The 14,280-nt window shown below is 73.7% G+C and carries 15 protein-coding genes; 8 read left to right on the top strand and 7 right to left on the bottom strand.

Going from position 1 to position 14,280, the window contains the following annotated elements:
* Positions 1–105: 105 nt before the first annotated feature.
* The 3 genes from ABD236_RS26425 to ABD236_RS26415 all read left to right on the top strand — a co-directional run bounded on the left by ABD236_RS26425 (position 106) and on the right by ABD236_RS26415 (position 2,810).
* Complete coding sequence (locus ABD236_RS26425; RefSeq protein ID WP_344077994.1) at positions 106–1,410, top strand: cytochrome P450; 1,305 nt, start codon at positions 106–108, stop codon at positions 1,408–1,410.
* Positions 1,411–1,605: 195 nt separating this feature from the next.
* Entirely contained in the window at positions 1,606–2,412 is an 807-nt protein-coding gene (locus ABD236_RS26420; protein ID WP_344077632.1) for a hypothetical protein, read from the top strand.
* A 110-nt stretch (positions 2,413–2,522) separates the two neighbouring features.
* Positions 2,523–2,810: a chaplin gene (locus ABD236_RS26415; RefSeq protein ID WP_344077630.1), complete on the top strand. Its 288-nt coding sequence runs from the start codon at positions 2,523–2,525 to the stop codon at positions 2,808–2,810.
* A gap of 94 nt (positions 2,811–2,904) precedes the next feature.
* Here ABD236_RS26415 and ABD236_RS26410 read toward each other — a convergent pair whose 3' ends face one another.
* Complete coding sequence (locus ABD236_RS26410; protein ID WP_344077627.1) at positions 2,905–3,783, bottom strand: tyrosinase family protein; 879 nt, start codon at positions 3,781–3,783, stop codon at positions 2,905–2,907.
* Positions 3,784–3,819: 36 nt separating this feature from the next.
* Complete coding sequence (locus tag ABD236_RS26405; RefSeq protein ID WP_344077625.1) at positions 3,820–4,416, bottom strand: tyrosinase family oxidase copper chaperone; 597 nt, start codon at positions 4,414–4,416, stop codon at positions 3,820–3,822.
* A 409-nt stretch (positions 4,417–4,825) separates the two neighbouring features.
* Between ABD236_RS26405 and ABD236_RS26400 the strand changes: the two genes are divergently transcribed.
* Entirely contained in the window at positions 4,826–5,215 is a 390-nt protein-coding gene (locus ABD236_RS26400; protein WP_344077623.1) for a hypothetical protein, read from the top strand.
* 96 nt (positions 5,216–5,311) lie between these two features.
* Here ABD236_RS26400 and ABD236_RS26395 read toward each other — a convergent pair whose 3' ends face one another.
* From ABD236_RS26395 to ABD236_RS26375, 5 genes are all read right to left on the bottom strand, one after another.
* Positions 5,312–5,812, bottom strand: coding sequence for a DUF5949 family protein (locus ABD236_RS26395; RefSeq protein WP_344077621.1), 501 nt, complete (start codon positions 5,810–5,812; stop codon positions 5,312–5,314).
* Between the two features lie 318 nt (positions 5,813–6,130).
* Complete coding sequence (locus ABD236_RS26390; protein ID WP_344077619.1) at positions 6,131–6,439, bottom strand: hypothetical protein; 309 nt, start codon at positions 6,437–6,439, stop codon at positions 6,131–6,133.
* A 305-nt stretch (positions 6,440–6,744) separates the two neighbouring features.
* Positions 6,745–7,389 carry a hypothetical protein gene (locus ABD236_RS26385; protein ID WP_344077616.1) on the bottom strand — a complete coding sequence of 215 codons (645 nt, stop codon included), beginning with the start codon at positions 7,387–7,389 and terminating at the stop codon, positions 6,745–6,747.
* Positions 7,390–7,672: 283 nt separating this feature from the next.
* Complete coding sequence (locus ABD236_RS26380) at positions 7,673–7,912, bottom strand: chaplin (RefSeq protein WP_344077614.1); 240 nt, start codon at positions 7,910–7,912, stop codon at positions 7,673–7,675.
* 102 nt (positions 7,913–8,014) lie between these two features.
* On the bottom strand, positions 8,015–8,254 hold the full coding sequence (locus ABD236_RS26375) for a chaplin (protein ID WP_344077612.1): 240 nt from the start codon (positions 8,252–8,254) through the stop codon (positions 8,015–8,017).
* Between the two features lie 286 nt (positions 8,255–8,540).
* Here ABD236_RS26375 and ABD236_RS26370 point away from each other — a divergent pair, with 286 nt between their 5' ends.
* From ABD236_RS26370 to ABD236_RS26355, 4 genes are read left to right on the top strand one after another with little or no spacing between them, the layout of a single operon-like run.
* The gene (locus tag ABD236_RS26370; protein ID WP_425543961.1) at positions 8,541–9,737 is read left to right on the top strand and encodes a glycosyltransferase family 4 protein; all 1,197 of its coding nucleotides are present in this window, start codon (positions 8,541–8,543) and stop codon (positions 9,735–9,737) included.
* The gene (locus ABD236_RS26365) at positions 9,734–11,209 is read left to right on the top strand and encodes an exopolysaccharide biosynthesis polyprenyl glycosylphosphotransferase (protein ID WP_344077610.1); all 1,476 of its coding nucleotides are present in this window, start codon (positions 9,734–9,736) and stop codon (positions 11,207–11,209) included. The genes ABD236_RS26370 and ABD236_RS26365 overlap by 4 nt, the downstream gene beginning before the upstream one ends.
* A gap of 2 nt (positions 11,210–11,211) precedes the next feature.
* Positions 11,212–12,576: an O-antigen ligase family protein gene (locus ABD236_RS26360; protein ID WP_344077607.1), complete on the top strand. Its 1,365-nt coding sequence runs from the start codon at positions 11,212–11,214 to the stop codon at positions 12,574–12,576.
* Positions 12,573–14,279, top strand: coding sequence for a lipid II flippase MurJ (locus tag ABD236_RS26355; protein ID WP_344077604.1), 1,707 nt, complete (start codon positions 12,573–12,575; stop codon positions 14,277–14,279). The genes ABD236_RS26360 and ABD236_RS26355 overlap by 4 nt, the downstream gene beginning before the upstream one ends.
* Position 14,280 lies beyond the last annotated feature (1 nt).

Raw genomic sequence — 14,280 nt, 5'->3', positions numbered from 1 at the left:
TTCGCGACATTCATGGCGGGTGGGACATTGTCCTTCGATAGTTTCAACAAGCTCGATGGCGTCGGCCTTATGGACGGTACGAACGGTACGAGCGGCGCGGACGGTATGAGCAGTGCGGACCGTACGAGCAGTGCGCGCCACGCCGACCGGCTCCCCTTCGATCTCGCCGACCCCGCCTTCTGGAAACTCCCCCGCGAACAGCGCCTCGCCGCATTCGCGCACCTGCGCCGGCTGGAGCGGCCCGCCTACTTCGTCGAGCGGGCCGGGCGCGGCGCGCGGCGGCCCGAGCGCGGGTTCTACGCCCTCGTGCGGCACGCCGACGTCGTCGAGGCCAGCCGGCAGGCCGAGGTGTTCGCCAGCGCCCCGGGCGCCACCGCGCCCGAGCCGCCCCGCTGGGTGCGTACCGTGTTCGGCGACTCGATGGTCAATCTGGACGGGCCGCGCCACGCCCAGCTGCGGCGGGTCGTCTCCCGGGCCTTCACCCCCCGCGTCCTGGCCGACGCCGAGGCGGGAATCAACGCGCTCGCCGCCCGTATCGTCGATGACTTGGTGGCCGGGCGGGCCGACGAGTTCGTCTCGGCCGCCGCCTCGCGCATGGCCTTCGAGGTCATCTGCGACATGCTCGGCGTGCCCGAGCCCGGCCGCGTCGAGATCGCCCGCCAGGTCGACCGCGCCTCCGAGAACGCCGGCGTCGCCCGTACGCTGCGGGCCCGGATCCGGGTGCCCGGGCGCGGGCTGCGGGCGCTGGGCCGGATGCAGCTCACCGTCGCGGCGCTGGGCCGCGAGCGGCGCAGGCACCCCACCGGCGACCTGATCTCCGCGCTGGTCACCGCCGACGTCGACGGCCAGGCCCTGAGCACCCGCCAGCTCGGCTCCTTCTTCTCTCTGCTGATGGTCGCGGGCGTGGAGACGACCCGTAACGCCATCGCGCACGCGCTCGCGCTGCTCACCGACCACCCCGACCAGCGCGACCTGCTCACCCGCGACTTCGAGCGGTACGCCGACACCGCCGTCGACGAGATCGTCCGCTTCTCCACGCCCATCATCCAGTTCCGCCGCCATGTGAAGCGGCCTCACGTCATGGGCGGACAGGCCTTCGTGCCCGGCGACCGGGTCATGCTGCTGTACGCCTCCGCCAACCGCGACGAGGCCGTGTTCGACCGCCCGGACACCTTCGACATCACCCGCAGACCCAATCCGCATCTGGGCTACGGGGGCGGCGGGCCCCACTACTGCCTGGGCGCCCATCTCGCCCGCGTCGAGATCAAGGCCCTGCTGCGCGAACTGCTGAGCCGCCCCCGGGCGCTGCGCGCGGTGGGTCTGCCGGAGCTCGGGCACTCCAACTTCGACAACCGCGTACGGTCCCAGCGCTGCGCCTTCGAGGACGCGGAGACGAGGACCCGCCCCTGATCCGCACCCCTGAACCCGCACTTCTGAACCCACACCCCTGAACCCGAACAGATCATCCGACTTGCGCTAGACGGGTTGCCGCACGCCGATCCCGTACGGACACGCGCCCGGCTACGGCCCTTCCCGTGACGCCCGGAGTATTCCTATGACCATCTGGTCTTACTCCCCGCATTCCTGTCGAAGGGTTTGTTCGGCATGCACAACATCTCTGGTTCCGTCGCACGGGCCGCCGTGGTGGCGGGCCTGGTCACCACGCTGAGTACGGCGTACGGCGCGGCCGCGGCCAGTGGCGATCCGGCCGGGAACCACTCCCCCGCCCAGCCGGGCCCGGCCGCCGCCCCGCTCGCCGTACAGCCGAAGGCTCACACCGGCACGGCCGCCGCCGACCCCGCGTCGGGCCCCCGTGACGACCGCGACGACCACGACGACCGCGACGACTACTACGGCTACGGCCGCCAGGACCGCGACGACCGTGATGACCACGACGGGCGCGACCGCCCCGCCTACGGGCACGGCCACGACGACGACCACGCCCACGGCACCAGCACCGGCACCAGCCACCGCGACGACTACGGCGAGGAACACGGCGGCCCGCACCACCCCCCGCACCACCCCAAGCCGTCGCACACACCCCCCACGCACCCCACCCCGGGCCACCCCAAGCCGACCGGCAAGCCCACGCACCCCCACCACCCTCCACACCACCCCAAGCCCCACCACCCCAAGCCGACCCACCCCACCTCCCCGGGCCACACCACACCCCCCGGCCACCCCACCCCTCCGGGTGACGACAGGCCCCCGCAGCACGGCAAGCCGCCGCACCACGGCAAACCCCCTCAGCACGGCAAGCCGCCCCAGCACGGCAAGCCCCCGCAGATGGCGCACACCGGCAGCGACCGGCTTCCGCTCTTCCTCGGCGCGGCCAGCGGCACCCTGCTGATCACCGGTGGTGCCGTGCTGGCCCTGGGCCGACGGGCGGCCCGGCATCAGCAGACGCAGTAAACCTCCGTTACTTCTGCACGCCGGGCGCGTTTAGCCATGGCAACTGCGGCTTCGCGGTGGCCGTCGGCCGTCGGGGGCCCTGAAGCGTTGGAACAAACAAGGAGAACTTGATGTCTCGTATCGCGAAGACCGTCGCCGTCCTCGCAGGAACGGGTGCGGTGGCGCTGAGCGGTGCCGGCATGGCCACGGCCGACGCGGGGGCGCACGGCGAAGCCTCGCACTCCCCGGGTGTGCTGTCCGGCAACCTGATCCAGGTTCCGGTCCACGTGCCGGTCAACGTGTGCGGCAACACCATCAACGTGATCGGCCTGCTCAACCCGGCGTTCGGCAACCACTGCGAGAACGAGAGCGGCCACCACGGCGACCACGGTCGTCACGGCGGCAGCTACGGGCACTGAGCCCGGCCGTCCCCGACGGCTCGGTTGATGTGCGTACGGCCCCCGGGTCCTCCCGGGGGCCGTACGCGTGTCCGGGGCCGGACACCCCGCGCGGTCAGTCCGCGTACTTGTAGATCTTGCGGTGGTCAAGGAGCGCCGCCGGGGTGGTGTTCCACGGCGGCATCCGCTCGTTGAGCGCGGCCACCCGCCCGCTCTGCGGGTCGTCGGCGCCGGGCGGCCGGGCCGGGCGGTAGCCGGACTTGGGGTGGCGGGCCTGCCAGCGGGACCAGATGAGGTCGACGAAGGCGTGGTGGAGCCAGAACACCGGGTCGTTGACGGCACCGCCGCCGATCATCGTGCCGCCGATCCAGCGGTGGACGCGGTTGTGGGTGCGCAGGGTGTCGGTGCGCTCGCCGTCCGTCCAGCCCTCCATCTTGTTGCGGAAGCCGGTGGGGCTCAGCGAGTTCCAGGGCTCGACGTCGTAGACGGAGTCGCGAAGCGCCTCGTTGAGGTGCTCGCGCGGCGGCAGGTCGACGCGGTTGCCGCGGCCCAGGACGTTGCCGAGGTCGCGGGTGAGGAAGGGGTCCTCGGTCACCGCGGCCTCGATGGTCCATTTGCCGTGCCGGTAGGCGAAGGGGCCGGTCATCACCTGGAGGTCGTCGCGGCGCCCGGTGCCCCCCATGAAGTCCTCGGCCCACAGCGACGAGGAGGGCGAGTTGTCCCGCGTCCAGTCCCAGTACGGGACGGTGACACGGGGGTTGATCTTGCGCAGCTCACGTTCGAAGTCGAGCAGGAAGCGCCGGTGCCAGGGCAGGAAGGAGGGCGCCATATGGGCGACGCGCAGCCCCTCGTCCCCGTCACCGACGAAGTACTCGATGTGGGTGCGCACGAACCGGTCGTACCTGCCCCGGCGCTTGAGCTCCAGGACGGCGTCGACGAAGGCCCTCTTCTCGGCCTTCGAGAGGTTCTTCTGGTTCTTGCGGATGTACACCATGCGGGTTGTCTCACCTGGCCTGTCGGGTGCGGGGCGTCAGTTGCCGTGGACCGGGGTGGCGGCCAGGCGGGCGGGGCCCAGCACGTCGACCGCCGCGCGGACGGCCTCCAGCGGTGTGGCGTACGAGGTGTAGTGGTCCACCGCGCTGATGTACGTGCCGTCCGCGCGGCGCATCAGATGCAGATGGCGGCCGTCGATGAGCGCCTCGAACCCGGCGCCGGCCGCGCTGGTGCCGCCCGGGCCCGCGTGCGGCAGCACCGCGAGGGTGCCGGGCGGGCGCTGGGGGACCTGGCCCGAGGCCGCCGCCGCCACCTGGGCGTGCAGGTCGGCGAGGACCGTGCGGCCCTGGATGCGGCGGCCCCGGTAGGTCTCGTCGAAGGCGACCGGCAGCCCGGCCCGGGCGGCGGAGGCCTCGCCGTCGGCCTCGCTCCAGGGCGCGGCCGGGTCGTTCGGGTCGGCCTCGGCGCGCGGGGCCGCGTTGATCCGGGCGAGGGTGCCGCCGGTGAAGCTGACGACCGTCAGGGTGAACAGGCCGCGCAGCACACCGCGCCGGGTGGAGGCGGGGGCGTTCCACCGGGGGCGGCCGGGCCACAGCGTGGGGCGCCGCCGCGACACCGGGTCTTCGGTCAACACAGGGGTCTCCGTTCCGCCCGGACCGACCGGGTGCATACGGTCCGGGGCATCGTTCACCAGGGGCATTCGGGACAACGAGACCGTCCGCAAACCGTTCCGGCCAGAACTGATCACTTGACGTCATATCCGGCAGATGGCCGTGACGTTCCGGGCGGCCGGTCGTTGGTGCGGGTAGGGCAGAGGAGAATGAACGCCTGCTGGGGTCCCGGAGGTGTACACACTTCCGGGGCCTTGGTCTGTCCGGGGCCGTCACCCCCGCGCCGCACGCCTTCCGACAGGCCGCCAGCAGGTCGCACCCCCCCCCCGATTACTCACTTGCAGTAGCCGTGTGCTCGCTCAGCGCGACAAGTGTGGATTGTCCGATTAGCGTCCAAGGTGTCCGTGTTCACCACCACAGGAGACACCGAAAATGACGTTTCGTCACATAGCTGTAGTCGCCGCCCTGTCCGCCGTGGCGATCATCCCGGTCGCCGGAGCCGCGCAGGCGGCCCCCCAGACGGCCCGTACCCAGGCATCGGCGGCACTTTCGTGCGGGTACGGCGAGAAATGCAAGGACAAGGACCACCGGGAACACGGCCGCTACGACCACGACGGTCGTTACGACAAGGGTGGCAGCTACGGCCACGACGGTCGTTACGACAAGCACGACGGTCGTTACGACAAGGGTGGCAGCTACGGCCACGAGGGCCGTTACGAGAAGGACGGTCGCTACGACCACGACGGTCGTTACGACCACGACGGCCGGTACGGCCACGGGCGCCACGAGGGTCTCCTCGGGGTGCTGGGGTGGCTGCTCTAGCCACCACCCGGCCGGCACATGAGAACGGCGTGCGCCGCGGACTTCCCGTCCGCGGCGCACGCCGCCTCCGTACGTCTGCGTACGCCCGGCCGCGGGCTACTTGCGCAGCCGGCTGACCGGCAGGACGCAGTGGCCCGCGCTCATCAGCGTCTCCTCGTCGCCGACGAAGGCCCGCATCATCGCCTCGGTGACCGGGGTGCCCGGCACCGCCTCGGGCCAGGGGCGGGTGGCGAAGATGAAGTGCGCGGCGTCCTCGGCCTGCGCCGCGTCCATCCACTCGGGGGGCGTGACGCACTGGACGTTGAGCTGAGGCATCGTCAGCGTCACCTGGCCGCCCTCCAGGAGGAGCTTCACCGGCAGCCGCGCCCCGTGGGAGACGTCGTTGACGGTCCCGGCCGGCATGCCCATCTCCTCCAGCAGGTCCCGGGCGGCCGCCTCGGCACCCTCGGCGCCGCCCTCGCCGTCGCCGAGCGAGTACACCATGAGGAAGGCCACGTCGCGGTCCTCCTCGAAGTGCGGTCCGCTCCACGCGAGCAGGGCGAGCGTGCCCAACTGGGCGGTCCTGGAAGGGTGTACGGCACTGGAAGCTGAGGTCATGCCGGGACTCTAGCGACATCGGGGAGAGACCAGGAGCAAAGGCCACTCGTTAGGGCGAACCGGATTCCGCCGGGCTGTGGGTCGCCCTCGGCCGAGCCTGAGCGCCCGCCCCCGCGCCCCTGTCCACCGGTCCGCGCGACGCGGTCCGCGCGCCCCCGTCCGGGCCCGTCACCCGGACACCACCCGGGCCGCCCGCACATGCGGCCGCCCGGCGCCCCCACTTTCCAGGAATTCCGCTTCCCGGGAATTCGTAAATCCGGCGAGCCACGGGTCCCGTACGCCCCGGAAAAACAAATCCGCCGTTTTCTCCGGTATTTATCAGTGCCCGACCGGAAGGCCGCCGAGAAGTCCCGCCGGGACCAGGCCATTGGTCTTGTTGGCGCTGCTGGTGGCCTGCCCGAGCGTGTGGAACAGGGAGTCTTCCTTGTTCGGGTCGAGGGCGTCCGTCTGCACGACGGTGGGCGTGGGGTTGGTCAGCGCCTGGTTGGCCAGCGTCTCCACACCGCCGTTGAGGCTGGTGGGGGTCATACCGGGGGCGCCCATACCGCCCGACGCGAACGCCGGGGCCGCGGCCCCCACCACCGCCAGGGAACCGGCAACGACCGCGGCGACCTTCATCGGCTTCATCTTCGTTCCTTCCGTGGCGACATTTCGTCGCGTGTGCTGATTGCTGGGCGCGTATACACATGTGCGCATATGCGCTATTCAAAGTGTCACGCGCTTCCTCTTGGCTAACGACCTCCCCGCCCGAGGGAAACCCAGCAATCGGGAAATTGTTGCCGGACCACTCGGATGAAGTGGGCCGCGCCGATACTCGTACGAAACGGATTCTCGTATGAGCATCCGGGCGGCCCGGCGGCGCACGGCACGAAGCACCGACCCCGTCGGGGACCGGCGCTTCGGTTCTTGCGGGTCGTACGGGAGTGGCGCGCTCAGGAGACCGGCAGACCGGGGACCGAGACGGGCAGCGACGGCAGCGCGGGCAGCTTGAGGGCGCTGAGCACGGCGGCCAGAAGCGCCTTGAGCAGGGCGGTGACCACCTCGGTGGCATCGGCGACGACGGCGGCGACGTTCGCGGCGGCGAGGTCCTTGACCAGCTTGTCCACGGCCTTTTGGACCGTGGCCAGCGCGTCGGCCACCGGGTCGGCGGCCGGGGCGCCGGGGGCCGCCTTCGCCACGGGCAGCGGAAGCCCGAGGGACGGGAGCGCGGGCAGCGCCGGGGCCGCGGGCGGGGTCGCCGGGAGCGCCGAGGTCGCGGGGCCGGCGGCCGAGGTCACCTTGGCGATCGCGGCCTTCACCGCGTCCGCGAGCTTGGTGATGTCCGCGGCGGGCAGCCCCTTGACCACACCGTCCAGCAGCGCCTGCACCGCGCCGACCACCTCCGCGAGCGAGGAGATCGGCTTGAGCAGACCGGAGGCCGGGCCGAGGTCCGGGACCGGGGCGTCGGACGGAACCGCCACCGGCCGCTTCTGCGGTGCCTCGGTGGCCATCGCGGTGCCCGCCGCACCCGCGACGCCGAAGACGATCGCGGCCGAGACGGCGGTTGCGGTGATACGACGAGAGACGCGACCACGCATGTACGGGGTCTCCTTCGGTGAGGGGAGGATTTCCCTCACCTTGTGGGGGAGGTGACACCCCTGCAACCGGATGATCACACCGGGCGATCGACTGACGGTTCCTCACGTCCCTGAACTGGGACAACGGGTGGGAGCGAGCTGACGGGCCGTACGGCCGATCGGGCGCCGGGCAGGCGGCCGGGGCCCGGGTCCCGGCCGCCGCCCCACACGCGGGACCGCCCTCCCCCGACGGGGGAGGGCGGTCCGGGTACGGCGCGGCCGTACGGCCCGACGTGAGGGAACGTCAGTCGTTCTTGCACACGTTGCCGAACGCCGGGTTCAGCAGGCCGATCACGTCGATGGTGTTGCCGCAGAGGTTGATCGGGATGTGCACCGGCACCTGGATGAGGTTGCCGGAGATGACACCCGGGGAGCCGACTGCCTCGCCGTTCGCGTGGCTGTCGGCGGCGGCGACGCCGGCACCGCCGGCGACGGCCGCGGCGGCAGCGGCGGAGAGGGCGAGGGCCTTGGCGGTACGCGACATGAAGAAGCGCTCCTCTTGATGGGGGGCTGGCGCCGGGCGTTCTCGCCCGGCCTATCGATCAACGCAGGTCAAGGCCGCGAGTTGTGGCCCGACTGGGTGAACTCAGTCGTTCACGCACACGTTGCCGAACGCGGGGTTGAGCAGACCGACCAGGTTGATGGTGTTGCCGCAGAGGTTGACCGGCACGTGGACGGGCACCTGGATGAGGTTGCCGGAGATGACACCCGGGGAGTTGGTCGCCTCGCCCTGGGCGTGGCTGTCGGCGGCCGAGACACCGGCGCCGAGCAGCACGACCGCGGCGCCCGTACCCGCCACCGCCACCGACTTCACAATTCGCTTCATCACTTTTTCCTTTCAGGCAAAGAAGAGGGCACTTCATCAACGAGGCTGTTTACGATCGGATACGGATGATCACCCGATGGGACACTCCGAAACACATTCATGACGATCCCCGGCGATGAATACGGCTACAGTCGTTTCCCACCCGTTGACCCCTCGAAACAGCGGTAAGCCGGGTGCTCAGCCATCCGGCTCAGCAATGCGGAATTCCATGACCGACCCGGGGGGACGCACACCCGTTCGGCGGGCCGCTTATATGAATACCTTCCGATGAGCGGAGTGACCGCGCGTGCAGCCGCAATTCCCCGACGCCGGACCGGAAACCGGGCCCGCGCCGCACCTCCCGTATTCCCCGCACGTCCTGCACCTGGTGCAGCCGGTCGAGGGCGGGGTGGCCCGGGTGGTCGCCGATCTGGTGCGGGATCAGCTGCGGGGCGGGATGCGGGTGTCGGTGGCCTGTCCGGGCGTGGGACGCCTGGGCGCGGAGGCGGCCCTGCTCGGCGCCGACACGTATCCGTGGGAGGCGACCCGCTCCCCCGGCCCGGGCCTGCTGGGCGAGACGGCGCGGGCCGCCCGGCTGATCCGGCGGCTGCGGCCCGACGTGGTGCACGCGCACAGCGCCAAGGCCGGGGTGGCCGCGCGGCTCGCGGTGCGCGGGCGGGTGCCGACCGTCTTCCAGCCGCACGCCTGGTCGTTCGAGGCCGTCACCGGTCCCCTCGCGCTCGCCTCGCGCGCCTGGGAGCGGGCCGCGGCGCGCTGGGCGGCGCGGACGGTGTGCGTCAGCGAGGGCGAGCGCCGCACCGGCGAGCGGGCCGGGGTGCGGGGCCGCCCGGTGGTGATCCCCAACGGCGTCGACCTCACCCGCTACCGCCCGGCCTTTCCCGGCGAGGAACCGCGCGCCGCACTGCCCGGGGTGGACGCGGAAGCGCCCCTGGTGGTGTGCGTGGGGCGGCTGTGCCGCCAAAAGGGCCAGGACGTCCTGCTGGAGGCCTGGCGGGAGCTGTCCGCCGAACTGCCCTCGGCCCGCCTCGCCCTGGTGGGCGACGGCCCCGACGAGGCGGCCCTGCGCGCGGCCGCCCCCGCCTCCGTGCTGTTCGCCGGGGCCGTCGAGGACGTCGCCGCCTGGTACCGGGCCGCCGACGTCGTCGTCCTGCCCTCCCGCTGGGAGGGCATGGCGCTGGCCCCCCTGGAGGCGATGGCCTGCCAGAAACCCGTCGTCGTTACTGATGTGGGCGGCTCGTCCCAGAGCCTGCCGCCCGGGCACGCCCTGTTCTGCCTCGTCCCGCCGGACAGCCCGCAGGCGCTGGCCCGGGCCGTGGGCGCTCTGCTCCTCAACGCGCCGCTGCGCGACACCCTGGGCCACCAGGGCCACCAGCACGTGACCACCACCCACGATGTGCGCCGGACGGCGGAAGCGATCGCGGCCCTCTACCGCGAACTGACCGGCGCCGGGCGCTCCGAGTGCAGGGAACCCAGCTTCAAGTGACTGCGGACAACACCGTCCCCTCCCCCACAGGGGGCGTTCCTTCCCCGGCGGGTCCGCGCCGGGGCGGCGGCGGTGCGGCGGGGGCCGTCTCGACCGTGGCGGCACCCGGGCGGGTGCCCGCCCCGCCGCCGCTGCCCGTGCGGCGCCCGGCCCCGCCGCGCACCGATGCCGCCCTGATGGCCGTGGACGGTTGCGCCGTGCTGGCCGGGGCCGTGGCGGGCGGCGCGGGGCTGCCCTATCCGGTGGCCGGCGCGCTGGTGCTGTGCGTGCTCGTGCTGAACGCGCACGCCGGGCTCTACCGGCCGGACGGCGTCACCGCGGCGCGCGGCGTCCTGGAGGAGGTGCCCGCCCTCCTCTTCAGGGCGGCCGTGGCGTGGTGCGTGCTGGCGGCCGTGCGCCCGGGGCCGGCGCTGGCGCTGTCGGTGCTGGCCGGCGCCGTCGCCGTACAAGTGGCGGTGAGCCTGTCGGGGCGGGCAGGGGCGTACGGGGTGCGCAGGCGGCGCGCCGCGCGTGCGCCGCGCTCCGCGCTGGTGGTGGGCCCGGCCACCGCGCTGCGGCTGACGGCGGCGCTCGGGCGGCGCCCGCACGGCGGGATCCGGCCGGTGGGGGTGGTGCTGCCGGTGTTCCAGCCGGTGCCCGAGCCGGTGGCGGTGCCGGTGCTGCGCACCATCGAGGAGGTGCAGCGCGCGGTCATCCAGAACAGCGTCCGCGACGTGCTGTTCACCGACGCCGCCGACGCCGACCACTCGCTGCTGCTGCGCCAGCTGGAGAGCTGGGGCTGCGCCCTGTGGTACGTCGACACCCGCGCCCCGGGCGTGGGCGGCCACCGGGTGCGGGGCGCGGAGCTCGCCGGGTTCCCGGTGCGCCGGGTGCAGGCGGGCGGGGTGCGCCGCCCGGGGTTCGCCGTGAAGCGGGTGCTGGACCTGTGCGTGGCGGTGCCCGCGCTGGTGCTGGCCTCGCCGGTGCTGATGGTGTGCGCGGTGCTGCTGCGCTCCAGTGACGGGCCGGGCGTGGTGTTCCGCCAGGAGCGCGTGGGCCGCGACGGGCGCCCCTTCACGCTCTGCAAGTTCCGTACCCTGCGCCCCGCCGACGCGCACGAGGCGGCCACCCGCTGGAGCGTGGCGCACGACGAGCGCATCAGCCGCACCGGCCGTCTGATGCGGCTCACCTCGCTGGACGAGCTGCTCAACCTGTGGAACGTGGTGCGCGGCGACATGAGCCTGGTGGGGCCGCGCCCCGAACGGCCCTACTTCGTGGCCCAGTTCGGCCAGTCCCACCCCGGCTACTGGGCCCGCCACCGGATGCCGGCCGGCATCACGGGCCTGGCCCAGGTGGAGGGGCTGCGCGGCGACACCTCCATCGAGGACCGGGCCCGTTACGACAACTACTACATCGACCACTGGTCGCCCTGGCAGGACGTGTGCGTCCTGCTGCGCACGGCGGCGTCCCTGGTGCGTCCGACAGGGAGCTGACGATGAGTCAGAACGCGGCGGCGCTGCCCCGGACCCCCACCCCGCCCGGCCTCGCCGCCGCGGCCACGGCCGCCGCGCACCGCCACGTACACCTGCTGCCGCTGCTCGCCGTCCTCCTCCTGCTGGCGGCGCCGCCCCCGGGCGGCGAGGGCAGCGGCACCCTCGCCGACGCCGCCTGCGGCCTCCTCGTCCTGTGGGCGCCGCTCGCCACGCTGAGGTCCGGGGCGCGCCCCCTGAGCCCGCTGGCCGCCGGGCTGTTCGCGGCCGCCGCCACCGGCATCGCGGTGGCCGCCGCCGGAGCCCAGGGCCCCGGCGACGCGCTCGCCGGACTCGCCCGCTACCTGGAGATCTTCGTCCTCGTACCGGTGTCGGTGCTCCTCCTGGTGCGCGAGCGCCGCGACTTCACGCTCGTCGCCTGGGCGCTGGTGGCGCTCGCCCTGTTCGAGGGCGCGGTGGGCGTGCGCCAGTACGCCACCGCCACCGGCGCCTCCTACATGGGCGAGGACATCCGCGCCGTCGGCACCTTCGGCGCCTTTGACATCATGGGCATGGCCACCGTCGTCGCCTTCGGGCTGGTGTGCGCGGTCGGCCTGGCGCTGGCGCCCGACGCCCGCGCCGGCCGCGCCCAGCGCCCCGCCGCCCTGGTGTGCGCGGCGCTGCTGCTCCTGCCGCTGGCCCTGTCCTTCAGCCGGGGCGCCTGGATCGCCACCGCCGTCACCTGCGGGGCGCTGCTGCTTCTGGCGGGGGTGCGCCGGGCCCTGCGCGTCGCGGCCGGCGCCCTCGCGCTCGCCGTGGTCGTCGTCGGCGGCGCCGGAGCCGGCACCGCGCTGCTGCAAGAACGCCTGTCCAGCATCACCCAGGTCGCCGACACCCCCGACCAGTCCGTCACCGACCGGTACACCCTGTGGAGCGCGGCCGCCGGGATGTGGCGCGAGTCCCCGCTGACCGGCGTGGGTCTGAAGGCCTTCCCCGCGCACCGCGACAGCCACGCCCCGCTCGCCCTGTCCTCCGGCAGCGACACCGCGGGCGCGGGCGCCGCCTTCCGCCGCCAGCCCCTGCTCTCCCCCCACAACATGTACCTGCTGGTGCTGAGCGAACAGGGCCTGACGGGGGTGTGCACCCTGGTCGCGGGCTGGGCGGCGCTCCTGGTGTGCGCCCTGCGCCGGCTGCACGCGGCGGCCCGGGGCCTGCGCCGCGACCGCGACTGCGGCCTGGCCGCCACCGGCCTGCTCCTGTGGCTCCTGGTCGACTTCTTCTACGGCGACATCGGCGGCCCCTCCACCGTCCTGACCGCCCTCGCCCTCGGCCTCGCCGCCTGGTGGGCGCTCGGGCGAGGCGACGGGCCCGGGGAGGGCGCCCGCCGATGAGCGACGCCTCCCCTACCCGCCCGGACGCCCCACCGACGGACCGTCAGGGCGCGGCCCACCGGCGGGACTCCGCCTCCAGCGGCTTCCTGGCCAGGGCGGCGGCCGTCACGGCCGCGCTCACCGTGGCGGGCGCGGTCCTCGGGCTGCTGCGCGACCAGACGTTCGCGCACGTCTTCGGCGCCGACGACGACACCGACGCGTTCCTGGTGGCGTGGACGGTGCCGGAGGTCGCGGCGACCCTGCTCATCGAGGACGGCCTCGCGCTGGTGCTCGTACCGGCGTTCAGCCTCGCCGCCGTGCGCCGCGAACGCGGCGGCCCCGACCCGGTCAAGGCCCTGGTCGCCGCCACCCTCCCCCGCCTGATGCTGGCCCTCGCCGCCCTCGCGGCCCTGCTGATGGCGACCGCGCCCGCCCTGGTCGGCCTGCTCGCGCCGGGCCTCGCGAACCCCGGCCTGGCCGCCGACTGCACCCGCCTCACCGCGACCTGCGCCCTCACCTTCGGCCTCGCCGGATACTGCAGCGCCGCCCTGCGCGGCCACGCCCGCTTCCTCGCCCCCGCGACGATCTACGTGGCGTACAACATCGGCATCATCACCGTCCTGCTGGCCTTCGGCCCGTCCTGGGGCGTACGGGCGGCGGCGGCCGGGGTCGCGGCGGGCGGCACCCTGATGGTCGCCGCCCAGACCCCCTCGCTGTGGCGGCTGCGGCGCCCTCCCGCGCCCAGCCGGGCCCCCGCCCTGCCCGCCCCCCGCCCCGCCTCCCCTCCCGAAATGCCCCGCGAGGAACCCACCGGCACCCCCAAAGAACCCTCCGGCGCCCTGCGCCTGGCCATGGTCGCCCCCGTCGTCGTCTTCGCGCTCGGCCGCCAGTGCCAGACCCTCGTCGAGCGCCACCTCGCCGCCCCGCTGCCCGCCGGAGCCATCTCGCACCTCAACTACGCCCAGAAAGTGGCGCAGATGCCGATGGTGCTCTCCCTGATGCTCTGCACGGTCACCTTCCCCGTCGTCGCCCGCGCGCTCGCGGCGGGCGAGACCGAGCGGGCCCGCCGCCGCGTCGAGGGCGACCTGCTGGTGGCGGGCGCGATCGTGCTGCTCGGCGGCGCCGTCGTGGTCGGCTGCGCCCCGCAGATCGTCGAGATCCTCTTCCAGCGCGGCGCGTTCGGCCCCGCCGACACCGCCGCCACCGCCGCCGTGATGCGCGTCTACGCCCTCGGCCTGCTCGCCCAGACCATGGTCGGCGTCCTGGTCCGCTCCTTCTTCTCGGCGGCCCGCCCCACCTGGTACCCGGCCGCCACCATGCTGGTGTGCCTGGCGGTGACGGCCGTTGCCGGGGCGTGGGCCGCACCCCTGTGGGGCGCGCGCGGCATCGCCGCCGCCAACGCGCTGGGCATCGCGGTGGGCGCGCTGCTGCTGCTCGCCGGCGCGGGCCGGCGCCCGGTCGGCCTGCGCCGCCGCCGGGCCGCCGCCGACCTGCTGAAACTGGCCGCCGCCGGGACGGGCGCGGGCGCGGTGTGCTGGTGGTGCGCCGCCCGCGTCACCGACCCCGTCGCGGCCCTGGCCACCGGCTCTCTCGCGGCCACGGCCGCCTTCCTCGTGCTGGCCCGCGCCGCCCGCGTACGCGGCTTCGCACCGCTGCTCCTGCTGCGCACCCTGCTGCGCCTGCTGTCCCGCCCCCTCACCCGAAGGCCGAGGCATGCCCGCTGAC

This window comes from Streptomyces crystallinus, from assembly GCF_039521265.1.
Classification (GTDB): Bacteria; Actinomycetota; Actinomycetes; order Streptomycetales; family Streptomycetaceae; genus Streptomyces; species Streptomyces crystallinus.
The sequence above is the reverse complement of the archived record's forward strand: the minus strand, read 5'-3'. Positions and strand labels throughout refer to the sequence as shown.

What these genes read in the sequence shown, in the direction of transcription:
- ABD236_RS26400 (WP_344077623.1), top strand. Translation starts at nt 4,826, where the DNA reads ATGACGTTTCGTCACATAGCTGTAGTCGCCGCCCTGTCCGCCGTGGCG.
- ABD236_RS26395 (WP_344077621.1), bottom strand. Translation starts at nt 5,812, where the DNA reads ATGACCTCAGCTTCCAGTGCCGTACACCCTTCCAGGACCGCCCAGTTG.
- ABD236_RS26390 (WP_344077619.1), bottom strand. Translation starts at nt 6,439, where the DNA reads ATGAAGCCGATGAAGGTCGCCGCGGTCGTTGCCGGTTCCCTGGCGGTG.
- ABD236_RS26360 (WP_344077607.1), top strand. Translation starts at nt 11,212, where the DNA reads ATGAGTCAGAACGCGGCGGCGCTGCCCCGGACCCCCACCCCGCCCGGC.
- ABD236_RS26415 (WP_344077630.1), top strand. Translation starts at nt 2,523, where the DNA reads ATGTCTCGTATCGCGAAGACCGTCGCCGTCCTCGCAGGAACGGGTGCG.
- ABD236_RS26420 (WP_344077632.1), top strand. Translation starts at nt 1,606, where the DNA reads ATGCACAACATCTCTGGTTCCGTCGCACGGGCCGCCGTGGTGGCGGGC.
- ABD236_RS26425 (WP_344077994.1), top strand. Translation starts at nt 106, where the DNA reads ATGAGCAGTGCGGACCGTACGAGCAGTGCGCGCCACGCCGACCGGCTC.
- ABD236_RS26380 (WP_344077614.1), bottom strand. Translation starts at nt 7,912, where the DNA reads ATGTCGCGTACCGCCAAGGCCCTCGCCCTCTCCGCCGCTGCCGCCGCG.
- ABD236_RS26355 (WP_344077604.1), top strand. Translation starts at nt 12,573, where the DNA reads ATGAGCGACGCCTCCCCTACCCGCCCGGACGCCCCACCGACGGACCGT.
- ABD236_RS26410 (WP_344077627.1), bottom strand. Translation starts at nt 3,783, where the DNA reads ATGGTGTACATCCGCAAGAACCAGAAGAACCTCTCGAAGGCCGAGAAG.
- ABD236_RS26375 (WP_344077612.1), bottom strand. Translation starts at nt 8,254, where the DNA reads ATGAAGCGAATTGTGAAGTCGGTGGCGGTGGCGGGTACGGGCGCCGCG.
- ABD236_RS26385 (WP_344077616.1), bottom strand. Translation starts at nt 7,389, where the DNA reads ATGCGTGGTCGCGTCTCTCGTCGTATCACCGCAACCGCCGTCTCGGCC.